General features: G+C 35.1%; 8 protein-coding genes. 6 read left to right on the top strand and 2 right to left on the bottom strand.

Going from position 1 to position 17846, the window contains the following annotated elements; all coding sequences use genetic code 11:
* Positions 1-28: 28 nt before the first annotated feature.
* Together E1750_RS16920 and E1750_RS16915 are read right to left on the bottom strand one after the other, a co-directional pair.
* Positions 29-2461 (bottom strand): glycoside hydrolase family 3 N-terminal domain-containing protein, encoded by a 2433-nt coding sequence (locus tag E1750_RS16920; RefSeq protein ID WP_133277900.1) that lies wholly within the window; start codon positions 2459-2461, stop codon positions 29-31.
* Between the two features lie 50 nt (positions 2462-2511).
* Entirely contained in the window at positions 2512-4311 is a 1800-nt protein-coding gene (locus E1750_RS16915; RefSeq protein WP_133277899.1) for a glycoside hydrolase family 2 protein, read from the bottom strand.
* A 673-nt stretch (positions 4312-4984) separates the two neighbouring features.
* On the opposite strand from E1750_RS16915, the gene E1750_RS16910 reads away from it, so the two are divergent.
* The 6 genes from E1750_RS16910 to E1750_RS16885 all read left to right on the top strand — a co-directional run bounded on the left by E1750_RS16910 (position 4985) and on the right by E1750_RS16885 (position 17699).
* Positions 4985-6397, top strand: a complete 1413-nt coding sequence (locus E1750_RS16910; protein ID WP_133277898.1) for a glycoside hydrolase family 5 protein — start codon at positions 4985-4987, stop codon at positions 6395-6397.
* A 64-nt stretch (positions 6398-6461) separates the two neighbouring features.
* Complete coding sequence (locus E1750_RS16905) at positions 6462-7064, top strand: VPS52 family protein (protein WP_227873920.1); 603 nt, start codon at positions 6462-6464, stop codon at positions 7062-7064.
* Positions 7065-7116: 52 nt separating this feature from the next.
* Positions 7117-8112: an L-glyceraldehyde 3-phosphate reductase gene (gene mgrA, locus E1750_RS16900; RefSeq protein ID WP_133277897.1), complete on the top strand. Its 996-nt coding sequence runs from the start codon at positions 7117-7119 to the stop codon at positions 8110-8112.
* Between the two features lie 450 nt (positions 8113-8562).
* Positions 8563-12699, top strand: coding sequence for a two-component regulator propeller domain-containing protein (locus tag E1750_RS16895; protein ID WP_133277896.1), 4137 nt, complete (start codon positions 8563-8565; stop codon positions 12697-12699).
* 340 nt (positions 12700-13039) lie between these two features.
* Positions 13040-16066, top strand: coding sequence for a SusC/RagA family TonB-linked outer membrane protein (locus tag E1750_RS16890; protein WP_133277895.1), 3027 nt, complete (start codon positions 13040-13042; stop codon positions 16064-16066).
* 40 nt (positions 16067-16106) lie between these two features.
* On the top strand, positions 16107-17699 hold the full coding sequence (locus E1750_RS16885) for a RagB/SusD family nutrient uptake outer membrane protein (RefSeq protein ID WP_133277894.1): 1593 nt from the start codon (positions 16107-16109) through the stop codon (positions 17697-17699).
* The last annotated feature ends 147 nt before the right edge of the window (positions 17700-17846 follow it).

Raw genomic sequence — 17846 nt, 5'->3', positions numbered from 1 at the left:
ATTTGTAGCGTTCAATAACTTCATTTTTTTAAGGCAAAATCGTAATGCGCTCTTTCAATTTTATATCTTCAGAAGATGCTCCAATCTTGATTTCAAAATCTCCATGTTCTACTGTCCATTTCATATTTTTATCCAATAACATCAAGTCAGATGGCTGTAATGTGAAATTGACTGTTTTAGTTTCTCCGGCTTGAAGCGTCACTCGTTCGAATCCTCTCAATACAGAATCATAAGTTACCACACTAGCAATCTTGTCGCTGATGTACAATTGTACTACCTCATCACCAGTGCGTTTTCCGGTATTGGTAACATTTACTGAAACTTTTATTTCAGCTTGGGAATTCAATTTAGTAGGCGTTACTTTTAAATCGGAATAGCCAAAAGTAGTATAACTCAATCCAAATCCAAATGGATACAATGCACCATTTACACTTGTTTTTCCAAAACCGTTGGGTCCTTCATTTCCTTGCGTGTTATGAGAACCTAGTTTGTAAGGGAAATTTAATTCAATTTGCCCCATTGATTTTGGGAAGGTAACGGTCAATTTTCCTCCCGGATTATAATCTCCAAATAATGTGTCGGCAATAGCTTTACCTCCTAAATGACTTGGAAACCAAGCTTCCAAGATTGAAGGAACGAATTTTTGCGCCCAATTAATGGTCAAAGGTTGTCCGTTTATTAGTACCAAAACCACTGGTTTTCCAGTAGCATACAAGGCTTCCAATAATTGTTGTTGACGTCCTGGCAAATCAAGACCAGTTCTGGATTTACTCTCGCCTGTGGTTTTTTCGTCTTCGCCAAGAGCCACAATAATGATGTCATTTTGTTTGGCCAATTGCACGGCTTGATCAATATCACTTTTTTCTGTAGTGGTCAAAGGAAAATTTATCAGTTCGCTTTCGGGAAAATTAGCATCAACGGCATCACAACCTTTGGCATAATCTACGGCAACATCCTTACCCAAATATTCTTTGATTCCGTCAAGAACGGTTGTATTTTTGAGCTCTTGAGGTCCGTAACGGCTCACCATATAATTTTCTTCGGCAGCTAGAGGACCGGTAACTAATACTTTTTTGATTTTAGTTTTATCCAATGGCAATAAATTACCCTCATTTTTAAGCAAAACCAAAGATTGTTTTTGGATGTCCAATACAAAGTCTTTATTTTTATCGGCGCCAACTATTGCATCGGCAGCTTTTGGATCTGCTACATAAGGAGTATCGAAGAGTCCTAGTCTGAATTTCACTCTCAAGACTTCGGCAACTCTTTCATCTATAAGTTTCATAGACAACTTTCCTTCATTGACAAGATTTCGCAAAGGAAGAATATAATCTTTGGGTGGGGTGAAATGGGTTCTAACATTCAATCCCGCTTCAACAACTTGTCGTACCCCATCTTGATAGGTTGGAGCGATTTGGTGTTTGGTATAAATAAATTCAACCGCTTCACTATCACTCACTACATAGCCTTTGAAACCATATTCCCAACGTAATAGTTGTGTCAGGAAATAATGACTTGCAGTTATTGGTTCTCCATTCCAATCGTTGTAACTACTCATCACACCCATAGGTTGTGCATTTTGTATCACTTTTTTGAACGGATAAAGATGTATTTCGTGCAATTCACGCGGATTAACATGCGGATCGGTTCTGGCATTTCCGTCACGACCTCCTTTTGGCATGCTGTAAATAGCATAATGTTTTAATGTGGAAGCTACACCTTGACTTTGAATTCCTTTGACCATTTGGGTACCCAAAGCCCCTACTAAAAAAGGATCTTCTCCGTAGGTTTCTAAAACACGACCCCATCTTGGATCTCTGGCCAAATCTAAAATTGGTGCATAAACATTGGTATAACCCAAAGCCTTTGCTTCACGACCCACAATTTGGCCCGCTTTCAAAACCAAATCTTTATTCCAGGTGGAACCAATTCCTATCGGTGCCGGAAGTGGTGTAGCTTTGGTATGATTCAAACCGTGAATGCCTTCGTTTGTAAAATCTACTGGGATGCCCAATCGCGTTTCTTCGATAAACCAACGTTGGGTTTTGTTGATAGCTTCGGCGTGGTTGCTGAATGGATAAATAAGATTTTTTGAAACAACTGCATTTCTACCTTTCGATGTCAAAAGTCCAACACCGTTTAATTGTTCGTCGATATTGGCAATTCCGTCTTTCCAGATTTCATTTTTCCAATTTGGTGTTGGCAACGAATCTTTTAAAACCCTTTTATATCCATACAAGGTCGCCATTTGACAGGTTTTTTCGTCCACGTTCATTTGGGAAATCAAATCCTCGACTCTTTTTTCTAAAGTCGCTTTTGGATTTTCATAGACATCCATAATTCCATTTTTATTGAAATCTATCCAACCTTTTTTATAGATATTATCTTTTTGTTGCGCATTAGACAATTGACCTGCAAACGCGATTGTCAGTGCTATATATTTTATTATTTTTTGTTCCATTATGATTTTGTTAGTTGTAAGATATCATGAAAATTCTTTTAAAAATTGAACTATTTATATTCCATTTCCTTTTTTTTATACCAATCTTTCATTACATAAAAAGCTTTCTTTTTTATTCCCGAACTGGAAATTAACCCTTTACGATTAAAGAAATCTTGGATTCTAGGTAATTGACGTCTGGGCGATTTAAAATCAACCAATATCCACGGAGAAATACCCGCCAATCCATCTATACGATCAAACATTTGTGTGTTTTGTATGTATAATTCTTCCTGATATTCTTCTGTCCAACGTTTCGTTTTGTCTCCATGCAATCCTTGTAAAGCCTCCCCGCCAAACTCACTAATAATAACTGGTTTGTTGTAAGGAATAACCCATTGCATCAATTTACAAGATTCATTGGTTCCTCTGTACCAACCTAAATAGGAGTTAAAACTTATGACATCTACAAAATCGCTCATGTTATCCTTAAGTGTATTGATATTATTATTGCTTTTTGTTACTTCCATCGCCATACTTATCAAGCGAGTACTGTCCTGTGTGCGGGCATATTTTGCCAATTTACTCAAGAATATATCACGGTCATCGCCATGTGGAGTTTCATTAGCAATAGACCAAATCACAACTGCGCAACGATTTTTATCTCTATAAATCATGTCGTGCAATTGGCGTTCAGCATTATTATAAGTATCTGTATTTGTCCAAGAAATAGTCCAATAAACAGGAACTTCCGACCAAACCATCAATCCCATTTTTTCTGCTTCACGCACCATTGTCTCATTGTGTGGATAATGAGCCAAACGAACATAATTACAGCCCAATTCTTTGGCCCAAGTTAATAAAGTAATAGCGTCTTCTTTAGACCAAGCTCTTCCTTGGCGGAAAGGAGCCTCTTCGTGAATACTTATACCGCGCAAGAAAACTTTTTTCCCATTCAAGAAAATTTCTTTACCCACAGTTTTAATAGTTCTAAAACCAATAGCATCTGTTATACTATCATCAAATTTGCTAATGCTTATATCATACAGTTTAGGCGATTCAGGTGTCCATAAAACAGGATTCGCTTTTAATTCGAAATAAGCCATTCCATTCGAATCCGTAACAACTTGTTTTTTAATTTTGAGCTCCGGAATTGATAGGGTTATTGTTTGTTTTGCAACGACTGAGTTGAGTTTTACCCATCCTGAAATAACACCTTCCTTAGTTTTATCTAATTGAACCAAATAATCTTCAATATAGGTAATTGGCACTTGAGAAAGTACAACTTCACGCGTAATTCCGCCGTAATTCCACCAATCCATATTTACGGTAGGAACGTTGTCTTTATGGCGTTTGTTATCCACTTTGACAACCACAAAATTATTTCCATCTACCAGAACATTGGTTACATCAAAATTAAAAGGCGTATATCCACCAACATGGTTACCAACTAACTTGCCATTGACATAAACTTTGGCATCATAATTAACTGCTCCAAAATAAAGAATTCCTTTGGTTGAAGCCGATTTTTTGTAGACAAAATCCTTCTTAAACCACACAGTTCCTTCATAAAAAAACAACCTGTTGTCTTTACTGTTCCAATCTGAAGGAATATCCATTAAAGGCGAAGTATCAAGATCATATTCTTGTAATTCTGCGGTATTAAATTTTTTATTTTCGAAAAAACCATTGGTTTGAAAAGGCATCAAGCGATAGTCATAATAACCATTCTCCAATGGATCAACAACATAATTCCACTTCCCATTCAGGTTGATGTTATTTCTAGCAAAAACATTGGTTACTAATGGTACCTCTTGAGCCATAATGGTTCCTACCATAATTAAGGCAAAACATAAAATAATCTTTTTCATTTTTAATTTTTTATTGACGAACTTTAAATTCTTTTGTTTCAACATTATTTCTTTTTTACAAATCCTCAAATTAATGTTCGATGCAAAGCCACTCAGGGAGCACTTGCACTGGAAAGTTGCCGTTTAATCTTTGCAAAGCGTTTCAGATCTACATTTGTTATCCGTTTCTTTTAATTTTACTTTTGGTGTACAGATCCGTATTGGGATACAAATTTTAAAAAATACAGCGCCACAACGGATTCTTATAATTTTTCTTTAGGGGTTTATACGTACTTTTTAAGTCAAATTACAAAAAATTTGGCTAATTACTGATTTTATTTTGATTTGGGCTTCAACTACACATAGTTGAGTACTACTTCCTATACTACCACTTTTTGAGATAAATTATTCAGAGTCACAATCCAAAAAACTAATTTATGACTTTATTAATTTAATCATGTTCATCATAAATACCTTAAACTAGAAAATATTCTATAGCAAAAAACAGCCGAACATAAAACCAGATGTAATAAACGTCCTCAAATCATATAACAAACGTCCTTATTTGCTATTTACTGTTTTAAGATCAATGAAAACCGAATAAATTTGTGATTAAATTAATTGATTTAGCATTTAAATACTAAGAAGCAAATCTAATAAATGACCAATAAAAATTATTAATACATTTGAATCTATGAAAAAAATCATTCAAAAATTAACCTACCTTCTAGTAGGTCTCGCAGCTATCCTAAATTCTTGCAGTAGTGGCGGTGATTCTCTACCTACTACAGATACCAAAACACCATCCAATCTTTTAATTACAACTGAAATTGCTGGCGCAACGACAGCTAATCCTGGTGGTGATGGAAGCGGAACAGTACTATTTAAAGCAACTGCCACTAACGCTACTACATTTCAAATAACGGTCGAAGGAAAAACATTGCCAATGACTAATGGACAATTATCCTATACTTTTTCTACTGCTGGTACTAATACATTTACCGCTACTGTTACTGCATTTAATTCCGGAAAATCAGTCAGTGCATCTACGACAATTACGCTTACCATTCAAGGGGGGGTAACAGCAATCGATATCACTAAAGCAATGGGACCTGGATTCAATTTGGGAAATACTTTCGACAATGGAGCAAATCCAACGTCTATTACCTCAATTAAATCTATTATCGATATTTATACAGCTGCAGGAATGAAGCATGTACGAATACCGGTAAGCTGGATGCAAAGTGTAAGTGGTTCTACGCTAGCTAATACAGGAACTGGTAAAGTGGATTTTAACCACTCCCGTTTTCTTGAATTAAAAGCAGCGATAGATTACGCGATTAGCAAAGGATTATATGTTGTGATCAATACGCACCACGAACATTGGTTAAAAGATTATTATGATGGCTCGGCAACATACAATACAAAATTTTCAACTTTGTGGAGCGATATTGCAACCTATTTTAAAGATTATTCCAATAAGTTAATTTTTGATATTTTGAATGAGCCAGAGGGCACCATGGGGCAATGGGGAGCTGAAGCAGGTTTTTCATTCCCACAACCAACCAGTACTACAGCACTTAATCTTACAAGACAAATCAACAAAGTTGGTTATGATGCCATTAGGGCTACTGCTGGCGGAAACGCAACTCGAATTATCATGGTGGAACCCAACGGCCAAGGAAATCAGGGAATGATTGAAGAGGTATATCCAACCAAAGCAGATCTTCCAGGCGGTGGAACCGATAAATATCTTGTTATTCAAGTGCACACTTACGATCCTTGGGCTTTTTGTGGAGAAACGGGAGCCGATTCCGCTTATCCTGGAGCAACATCCATTGCTGCTGCCATAAATAAAGTCGCTGTACATTCAACACTTTTAGGAGTGCCTATTAATTATGGTGAATTTGGAGTGGGAAGAACTTCGGCTGCAAGAAATACGTCTGTAGTCTATGAATATTATCGTACGGTGAAAACAACCACTTTAGCTAATAATATGTCATTTTCAGTTTGGGATGACAGAGGCTGGTTTGGACTTATATCTTCACCCGACAAAATAACGTACAGTTTATCGACGAACAATATTGTTGTTGAAATGATGAAATAGCAATAATTTAAACTTTTATAAATACCCTTTTTGTAATTAGATAATAGCAAAAAGGGTTTTTTTAATGATAGTCGCTACGGTTTATATAAGGTCTGCCATAAAACTGCGAGAATTTGTTCGTGGGATTGATGGACCATTAGCTAACGCTCGTTTGAAAATACAATTGAGGCAACAACAAAAATTTAGATGTAAACACTTTAAAAAAATACTTAAAAAAATGGAAAACAAAGAAATGCTAGCAATCATAAACCATATTTTCAGCTCAATTGAAAAACTAATTCCTACTTACTTAGAAATCGATGAAGATAAAAATATCTCGAACGGAAATCTAGCCGTCTGCATCATTGATGAAAATCAAAACGTATACGGAAAAATGTTTGGAACCAATCAACCAAGTCTAAGAAATTCCTACAAACTTGCTTGGACAAAAGCCAGCCAAGTGTGGCTTACAGGAGTTAAAACAGGTGAATATGAGAGAATGGTTTTTACAAAAGAGGTAGATGAAAATGCAAATGGTATTCTTGCTCCTGATCTGATTGGATGGGAAGGCGGGCAACCTCTTGTTATGAAAAACGGGAAAAAACTTTCAGCTGGTTTTAGCGGTTTCCGCGGTACAACTGATCTTGAAATAATGGTCAAAGCACTTGCTTTGGCAGAACAGTATTAATACATTTACCGGTAATCTCATTTATTTATTTAATTTCTAAAACAATATAATAATGCAATACATAGCAAACCCAGATCGATATCAAAAAATGGAATATCGAAGATGTGGTAACAGTGGATTAAAATTACCTGCCATTTCGCTTGGTCTATGGCACAACTTTGGCCAAATCGACTCCTACGAAAATGCTCGAAATATTTTGCAAGTGGCCTTCGATAATGGAATTACCCATTTTGATTTAGCCAATAATTATGGTCCGCCAGCGGGTTCTGCAGAGGAAAACTTCGGAAAAATATTCAAACAAGATTTCATACCTTACCGCGATGAATTGGTTATTTCAACCAAAGCCGGTTGGGGTATGTGGGATGGTCCTTATGGAGATTGGGGATCCAAAAAATACTTGGTAGCGAGTCTTGACCAAAGTCTAAAAAGAATGGGGCTGGATTATGTGGATATTTTTTACCACCATCGCCCAGATCCCGAAACACCCCTTGAGGAAACTATGGGAACACTAGATTTGATGGTACGTCAGGGAAAAGCACTATATGTTGGAATATCTAGCTATGAACCCGAAGAAGCTGCCAAAGCATTTGAAATACTAAAAAAATTAGGTACGCCTTGCTTAATTCATCAACCGAGATATTCGATGTTTGATCGTTGGGTCGAAGATGGATTATTGGATTTATTACAAGAGGAAAAGGTAGGTTGTATCTCGTTTTCACCACTTGCTCAAGGATTATTAACCAACAAATATCTTAAGGGCATTCCAGAAGGCTCAAGAGCTGCTAGAAATCGTGGTAACGGTGCCATCGAAGAAGGTCAGGTTTCGGAGGAGAGGATCAACAAAGTGCTACAATTAAATGAAGTAGCACTTGAACGAGGACAAAACCTAGCACAAATGGCTTTGGCTTGGATATTGAAAGACCAACGGATTACTTCTGTTCTTGTGGGCGTAAGCAAATCGGAACAACTTTTAGACTCCATACGTTGCATTGAAAATTATTCGTTTACAAATGAAGAACTCAACAGAATAAATAACATATTGAAATAGACTAAATATCGCGTTTACCAACGGAATTTGATATAAAAGCTGCGATCTGTTTTTAAATTTGATAGCAGCTTTTCCTATTTCTTGAAATTTACTTTACTACAAAATCAAATGTTAGATTGGCAATTTGAATTTGTAGTATTGCCCCATTTCTTCAATAAATACTATTATAAGAGAGTTGTAATCTCTAATTTCACAAAGGTTTTTTTAGCTTATTGTACCAATCTGTGCATTGAAGGGTATTGGTTGAAAGTTACCAATTACAGGGCTCAACACCCAAAAAATCATATAAAAAAGGACAAATACACCCCTTAAAAAGAAAAAACAGAGACATTGTTTTATTTTCATTAGATTTACCTTGCATTGCATTAAATTATTCATCGGCGATCATCCTTTTTAAATATTGGATTCGAATTAGACGTAATTTAAGTGCCAAAAATTCATTTTATTTTTATGAAGAACATTAGTTTATTCTTAGTAAGCAGCCTTCTATTAATCACCAATTCCTTTCGTTCCCATGCTCAAAGACATGATTTGTACTTTGAGCATATAAATTATGATGAGAGTTTTTCACAAAGCATGATTTCAAGCATTCATCAAACCAAAAAAGGATTTATTTGGATGGGAACTGCCAATGGTTTGATAAATTATGACGGATACAATTTTTCAAGATATATCCTCAACAAAGACGATCAGAAAACCATCAGTAACAACCACATCAATGCCATTTTAGAGGATAATGAAAAGAATTTGTGGATCGGAACTAATAATGGTTTAAATTTATTTAACGAAAAAGAAAATAATTTTACACGCGTAGATATTCCTCCCATTAAAGGGGGTCGAAATTATATATCCTCCATCATACAAGATGCTGATAATAGAATATGGATTGGAACTTTTGGAGGGGTAAAACGCCTCGATAAAGAAAAATATTTATTGAAAGAAATTTCTAATGATCCCAATTCCCCATTCAAAACTAGCCGGGTTCTCTCTTTATTTTTTGATCCTCAATATGGCGTTTTAGTTGGCACATCTAAGGGCCTGCAATGTTTTGATCCAAAAACAGGTGCTCAGAAAAACTTACCAAAAATTTTAACAAACAGCGCATCTTTTCTTAAAGCTAAGGTATGGAAAGTGATTAGAGAAAAAAATGGGGATTTATGGTTTGCAACAGAAACCAACGGCGTTTTTAAGTATTCAATATCCAAAAATCTATTAACCAATTATTTACACAATTCCAACAACAACAGTTTATCATCTAATTGGGTCAATGATATCGTGGCTATTGATAACAATACCATTTGGTTTGCCACTAAAAATGGCCTTTGCGTTTACAAAAAAGATAAAAATCAATTTATTAAATACAAACACAACCCGCTAACTAGCTTCAGTCTGTCTGACGACGATTTAAAATGTTTCCTAAAAGACCGACGAAGCGATATATGGATCGGAACAACGGGCGGTGGCGTGAACTTATTTCAAAAAGCAAATGCCAATTTTATTAATATTAGAGAAACCATAAAACCCAATTTTGGGCTAAACAATGGATTGGTAAATGCGGTAGCCAAAGAAGCTGATGGCTCCTTATGGGTTGGAACGAATGGAGGTGGATTGAATTATTTAGACTTCAAAAACAACAAAAGCTATGTCTATACTATAGATTATTTTGATAATGAAAAAACAGTCAATACCATTACGGCCATTGTTCATCAGAATGAAGAAAATTTGTATTGTGGAACCTTTAACGGATTGTTTAAATTCAATAAAAACAATAAAAAATTTACTAAAATACCGCTTTCGCAAAAGGATTCCAAAAGTGGAGAACGACCCATAACTTGTTTAATAATGGACAATGGAGACCTTTGGGTTGGAACCAACGGAAGTGGAATCAAAAGAGTTTTGCAAGATGGAACAGTCGAAAGCTACTCGGCTGATGGTAAGCAAAGTTCTATTAGTGATAACTTTATAACCGATATAGCCAAAAGAAATAACGGCTTGTGGATAGCAACACAGTATGGATTAAATTTTTTTGATAAAAAATCTAAAAAAGTTACAAAAACATATAGAACTGCAGGAAAATTGAGCTTATCAAACAATAGCTTAACAGTCATTTTCACTGATTCAAAAAAAAGGTTTTGGATTGGCACCGAAAGCGGAGGAATGGACTTATTCGATGAAAAATCAGGACGATTTTATGGAATCAATCAATCGATGGGGTTTACCAACGAAACAATAAAAAGTATATCGGAAGATTCTAATGGCGATATTTGGGTTAGTGATAATGATCTGTTATATCGAATAAAAACAAAGATTTTCAAACCTGTTTTTAATATATCTAATTTTGAAATCACCTCTTATTCGGCTAAAGATGGCTTGAAAGTAAAACAATTTTCAAATAATTGCAGTTTGCAATTGAGTACTGATCAGCTAGTATTCGGCTCTTCAAAGGGGGTCATCATTTTCAATCCATTAAAATTGATAAAAACCCAAAATGAAAGCGAAATAATATTTACCAAACTTATCGTCAATAATGAAGAAATAAAACCAGGTAACAAAAAAATTCCTTTGGATAATTATATAACTGAAACTTCAGAAATTAGCTTGAGTTATGGTCAGGGATATATCGGGCTTGAGTTCAGTGCCTTGAATTTTGTAAATCCACAAAATAATAAATATGCGTACAAGCTAGAAAGTACTTTCAATAAAGACGATTGGCACGATATCGGTGGTCAACACGTTGTAAATTTAACCAATTTAAATTCAGGGACTTACAAATTGATGATTAAAACATCAAATGGAGATGGCGTATGGAATCCCAATATTAAAACTTTAAAAATTACGATGCTCCCACCTTGGTGGAAAACATGGTGGGCTTACCTATTCTATTTATGTTTACTCATTACTACTGGTTTCTACCTCAATCGTTTTATCAGAAATCGAGAGAAATTGAAACAAGCTTTATATTTAGAGCATCTTGAAAAAGAAAGACAAGAGGAATTGTACAAAATGAAATTGGATTTCTTTACCAATATTTCTCATGAAATCAGAACCCCTTTAACCCTTATAAGTGGTCCCGTTGAAGAACTACTTACCGGTGCTGAAAAAAATTCTAATCTCGAAAATAAATTAAAGACCATCAAAAATAATTCGGATAGATTATTGAAATTGGTCAATGAACTCATGGACTTTAGAAAGGCCGAAAAAGGAAGTATGAAAATATATTGTGAACAACAGGATATCGTTCCTTTTTGTTTTGATATTTACGAATCGTTCCGTGGTTTTGCTGTAGAGAAAAAAATCGACTACAAATTTGTCTTGAATATCAACACTAGTATGATTTATTTTGATAAAAACCAGATGGAAAAAGTAATTTATAACTTACTAGCCAATGCTTTTAAATTTACTGCTAAAAACGGCAAAATTACTTTATCGGTAGATCAAAAAGATAGTGATTCAGATACAATTGATATCAAAATAAAAGATAACGGTCTTGGGATACCCGATAATAGGAAAAAGAAAATATTTAAAAACTTTTTTCAACTAGACGATCGTGGCAGTAAAAACTTAGGAAGCGGAATAGGTCTAGCTTTGAGCAAAAGCATTGTAGAGTTACATCACGGTGAAATAAAAGTACAAACTGAAACAGATCCAAATTTCAATACTATATTTATAATTACCTTGAAAAAAGGAAAAGACCATTTCAAAAAATCACAAATTGTAGAAAACGAAATCACGACAACTGATTTAGCGAATCCTATTTCGGATATTAAAACAGAAATTATTCCCCGAGAGGCGGTACCTTTTGATGAAGAAAATAGCAATTCAAAAAAGACCTTGATTATTATCGATGATAACGAAGAAGTCTTGTCTTTTGTTAATGATATTTTGCGTGACGATTATAGAATTTTAAAATTCACCAATGGTCAAGAAGCTCTTGATTATATGGAAAAAGAAATTCCAGATCTTATCATTAGTGATGTTATGATGCCTGAAATGGATGGTTTTGAACTGTGTAAGATTTTAAAAACCAGCCAAAACACCAATCATATTCCAGTCATTTTATTGACCGCAAAATCATCGTCAGCAAACAGGATTGAAGGACTTTCTACGGGAGCCGATTCTTATATTTCAAAACCCTTCAGTATCGAGGAATTGAAACTTAAAATTATAAACCTACTATCGGCTAAAGAAATAATGCGCATAAAATATAGTGAAGGATTTATTAAAAATACCGAAGTTGAAAACATCAATACGCCCGAAAGCAAATTCTTGAAAAAATTAACTCAAATTATCGAATCAAACATAGATAATTCAAACTTTGACGTCAACGATTTGGTCAAAGAAATTGGAATGAGCAGGACTGTACTTTATAAAAAAGTACAAACACTCACTAACCAATCTGTAGCTGGGTTTATAAAAAACATGAGATTGAAAAAGGCTGCAAGTCTACTGATGAATTCCACTTACCCAGTATCTGAAATTACTTACATGGTAGGTTTTAATGACAGAAAGCACTTTAGTCGGGAATTTAAAAAACTTTACAAGTTCTCTCCAACGGTATACAAAAGTGAACAAACCAAAACAGAATAAAATAGTTTACGGAAGATAACCATTTTGCTGTATTAAATACTTGTTATAAAAAATGCCAATGGCTGTTTTTTTTAGCAAGTATTTTTTATTTACATCCATTTGAAAAATAAATTAAAACCAATTATAGACCATTTAATTATGTGTTGTATAATTTTTATCTTTTTTTTCAAGAATTCCATTTTTAAAAGGCTAGAAAGGCGTAAACAAAGAGATAAAGACATTCGTACCCCTAAAAACGGCTGAATTTCGCCCCTAGAATCCTCAGTAATTAATCAAATTTGCACTATAAATCACCAAAGATTTATTTAACCAAACCTAAGTAACAATAAAAATTTTAACAATGAAAAACAACAAACATGTAAAAAAGCTTTTTCTTGGAGGAAACTTTTTAAGAATTAGCCTGATTTTGTTTCTGTGCCTCTTTTTAAACAATGTTAGTGCACAACAAAATTTAATTTCTGGAAAAGTCGTTGACAATGCAGGATTACCAATTCCTGGAGCCAACATTCTTATTAAAGGAAGTAAGAAGGGAGTTCAAACCGATTTCGATGGTAAATTCAGCATCGATGCTCCTTCAAAAAGTACCTTAATTATTTCCTATGTTGGTATGGATAATGCTAATGTTGAAGTAGGTAACAAAAAAAATATAAACGTGGTGCTTCAATCTAGTTCTCAATCCTTAGAAGAAGTAGTCGTGGTAGGTTATGGAACCAAAAAGAAATCTGATGTAATCAGTTCTGTAGCTTCAGTAAAAACTAAGGATATGCTAAAAGTACCTACATCGGATATTGGCGAAATGCTTAGAGGTAAAGCTGCAGGGGTTCAAGTAACTACCAATAGTGGCGGGCCTGGATCCTCATCTACTATTAGAATTAGAGGAGACAGAACCTTGAGCGGAAATGATGATCCAATTATAATCGCAGATGGCGTTGTTATTGGGAGCATCAATGATGTCAATGCTAATGATATTGCTTCACTAGAGATTTTGAAAGATGCAGCTGCTCAATCAATATATGGAGCCAGAGCATCAAATGGAGTAATTTTGATTACTACTAAAAAAGGGAAAGTAGGCAAGCCAAAAATTTCTTATAATGGTTTTTCAGGAATTCAAACTATGAATAGAAATTTTGACATCTACAGCGGTGAGGAATTTGCTCAATTAAAAAGAGAAGCTGCTAGAACAAGTAACAATGGCGTTTATCAACCAGACAATGTGGTTTTTTCAAGTTTAGAATTACCTTCTGTTCAAACAGGAGATTACATTGATTGGGAAAAATATATGATCAAAACTGGTTTTACCAACAACCATAGCATAACAGTATCTTCTGCAACCGATAACACAAGTATTTATACTAGCCTTAACTATATCGATGTAAAAGGGATGATACCCAACTCTGATTTTGAAAAAGTATCCTTGAGAGTCAACGTAGACCAAAAAATTAACAATTGGTTAAAAATAGGATTGAATACTTCCATTCAGTTTGATGAATCACACGATCCAAACAAAGACGATAATGGTATTTTGATCAATTCAATAACTACATCACCATTAGGTCAAATTTATAATCCTGACGGTTCCTATCGCTTAAACCCGGGAGGAATACAAGAAACACCGAACCCATTAATTGACATCTATGAAACTACTAAATTTACCCAAAATAGAAATGACAATATTAATTTATACCTAGACTTTAATCTTGCGAAAGGATTGACCTATAAATTAAATACCAATCGAAGATCTTGGAATTACAAAAGACAATCGTATAACAACGGAAAATCTGTCTCTGGTCAAGCAAATGCGGGTCAAGGTTCAGGTCAGATCCAATTTCAAGATAATGTTGAATATACAATGAGTAATATCTTCAACTATAACTTTGCAGTGGCCGATAAGAATCACTTTGGTGTTGTGGCAGTTCAAGAAATGGTATCATCTTCCTACAATAATTTTCAAAATAATGCAGATAGAATCCCTAATGATATTCTTGGAATTTATGGACTAGAGGCCGCTTTTTTAAACACTCCCAATATTAGTGGATCAGAGGAAACTTTACTGTCTGGTGTGGCAAAAGTTGAATATGATTACGATAATAAATACTATTTTACATTATCAGGAAGAGCCGATGGTTGCTCAAGATTTGGTATAGAGAATAAATGGGGATTCTTCCCTGCCGCCAATGCAGCATGGAATGTTCACAAAGAAAGATTCATGCAAGAATATGTACCAGTGGTTAATAACCTAAAACTAAGAGCCAGTTATGGACAAGTAGGAAATAGACCCGAAAACCCATATTTAAGTCAGGCAACAGCCGATCAAAGAGATTATATCATCAATGGTGTGAAAGTATCAGGATATATTCCAGGTAGTAGATTATCTTCTCCAGATTTGAGATGGGAAACCTCGACACAATTGAACCTTGCTGTTGATTTTGGCTTATTCAAAAACAGACTGAGCGGAACGGTAGAAGTGTATGATACTAAAACTACTGACATGATCGTTAATGCCGCTATTAATCAAACAACTGGTTTTTCGAATCAATATCAAAACATTGGAGAAGTAAATAATCAAGGTATTGAGGTTACTTTAAATTCTGAAATAATTAGAAACAAAGATTTCAAATTAAATTTAGGAGCTAGCTTTACCAAAAATAAAAATAAAATCGTTTCGCTTTACGGTGATAAGGATGGTGATGGTGTTGAAGATAGCGATATAGGCAACAGATGGTTTATTGGACAACCTATATCTGTCTACTGGCAATGGAAAGGCATTGGGATATATCAGGTGGGAGAAACTATTCCTGCTGATGCAGGTACAGGGTTAATTCCTGGCGATATCAAACTATATGATGCAAATCCCGCTAATGGAGCTAAACCAGAAGATGCAGATAGAATTCTAACCCCGAGATATCCAGAATGGTACGGAACTGTTTCGTTAAATATGGAATACAAAAATTTTGATTTCTCTGCCGATGTATACACCGTGCAAGGGATTACAAGAGACAATCCATTTTTATACGGATACAACGAAGGTGCCTCCTTGCGTGGCATAAAAAATGGCTTGAAACAAAATTATTGGACACCTGAAAATCCATCAGGAACTTGGCCAAGACCAAGAGTAGGTAACGACCCACCAAACTTGAATACCATAGGATTGCAAGATGCTTCTTATATCAGATTGCAAAACATATCCTTGGGATACACTTTGCCAGCAGATTTAATTAAAAAATTAGGACTGGGTAATTTTAGAATGTACGTAACAGGCAATAACGTAATTACAATTACAGATTTTCAATCGTATAGCCCAGAAAAAAATGCTTCTGATTATCCTGAACCCGTATCTTACGTCTTTGGATTACAAGTTGGTTTTTAATACTTAATTTAAAACGTTTAATCAATTAAATAACAAGATTATGAAAAATAGAAATTTTTTATTTGTTTTGGCTCTCATTTTTCCTCTTGCATTTTCTTCCTGCGAAGATTATTTGGCAGAACCAGTGAAAGACTCAATTTCAACAGACTACATATACAACTCCCCCGCGGGGCTCGAAGTCGGAGTCAATGCACTTTACAACCGCATGCGACAATACAATTTACCTGCAGGCGATAATGCAGATTTGTGGGCTAATGTGTTCTTTATGGCATGCACGGATTTAGGATTGCATAGGACCTGGAACACACCCTACGGCACAAATCATACCCCAGCCAATTTTACAGGTTCGAAATGGTCTAATGGGTATCGAATTATCGACAGATGCTCAGCTATTATTACTGCTGCGCGAACCATCTCAATGGACGCGACTGCTAAGAAAAAATTAGTTGCTCAAGCCAGAGTGATTCGTGGCGAAGTATATTTGGATTTGAAGGAACAGTACAATACTATATTAATTGATACTATTCCAACCACTCCAGAAAACCTAAATGATCCCGTAGAATACAAAGTAGCAACTGATGCCGATGTTTGGAAACTAATCAACGACGATCTTGACTATGCCGTAGCAAATTTAGATTATAAAGTACTACCAGGTCGGTACGGACAAGGTGTGGCAAGGCACATTCGAGGTAAAGCAGCTATGTGGCAAAAAGACTATGCAGGCGCAGCAGCCCAATTTGAAGCAATTATCACAGAGGGCACACACGGCTTAGTAAATCTAACTGAAGTATGGGGACAAAACGCCAATCACAAAGAATCACTGTTAGCCTATCAAAAAGATTTTTTGCTGGGAGCTAGTAATGAACTCGCTGGTGGTGGAGGTTCCTGGTTGACTGGTGTTTTTTGCCAACGATTGTACGAGAAACAATCTGGTGCGGTAGCCGGACAGTTCGAGGTAATTAATGACATCAATTACGGAGGGCAGTCTTTAGGATGGTTTTTTCCAAATAATTACTTAAAATCGCTTTACGATCAAGCTAAAGATTTAAGATTCTCGACGTACTATTATCCAGATAGCTATTTGCTATATACAGTCAATAATCCAAAACACCCAAGATTTGGACAGCCTATTACCAAACCTGAAGATAATGCAAGAAGATTTCACTGGAGCTTGAAAAAATACCACGATTTAGAAAAACTGATTGGTACAAACGACAGCTACAAGGATATCATTTACTACCGTTTTGCCGAAACATTGCTATTGGCGTCGGAAGCGCAGCATTATCTAGGCAATGATGTCAAAGCACTAGAATATTTAAATAAAGTTCGACGAAGAGGATATACTGGCCTTTCTGCAAGTACTTCAACTGTGAACGACATCACCACTTGGACCCTAAATAATTATCTTGATGAGTCCGCTCGAGAGTTGGCTTTTGAGCATAATAGATGGTTTTTGTTAAAAAGATTAGGATTATTAGTTGAAAGACAAAATCTATATTTTCGATCTAGTACATCTGGTACTGAAGCTGGACAAGTACATTTAGATATGAAACCGTGGATGGTCAATATGCCTATACCACAAACTCAAATTAACTTGATGGGTAATCCTCCAGGATTTAATGTAGGATATTAAAAATATTTTGGTTAGTAAGTTGATTGAGATAATCGAGGTTAGATTTTTCTGGCCTCTTTTATCTTTTTCTGTGATTTAAAAAATGAGATTAATTTCAAATAAAAGGCCTATTTTTTATTTAATTTCTTGTTTTATTGTTAAAATTTA

The sequence above is a fragment of the Flavobacterium nackdongense genome (genome assembly GCF_004355225.1).
Lineage (GTDB): Bacteria > Bacteroidota > Bacteroidia > Flavobacteriales > Flavobacteriaceae > Flavobacterium > Flavobacterium nackdongense.
Note: the sequence above shows the minus strand (reverse complement) of the source record. Positions and strands in the feature narration are given on the sequence as shown.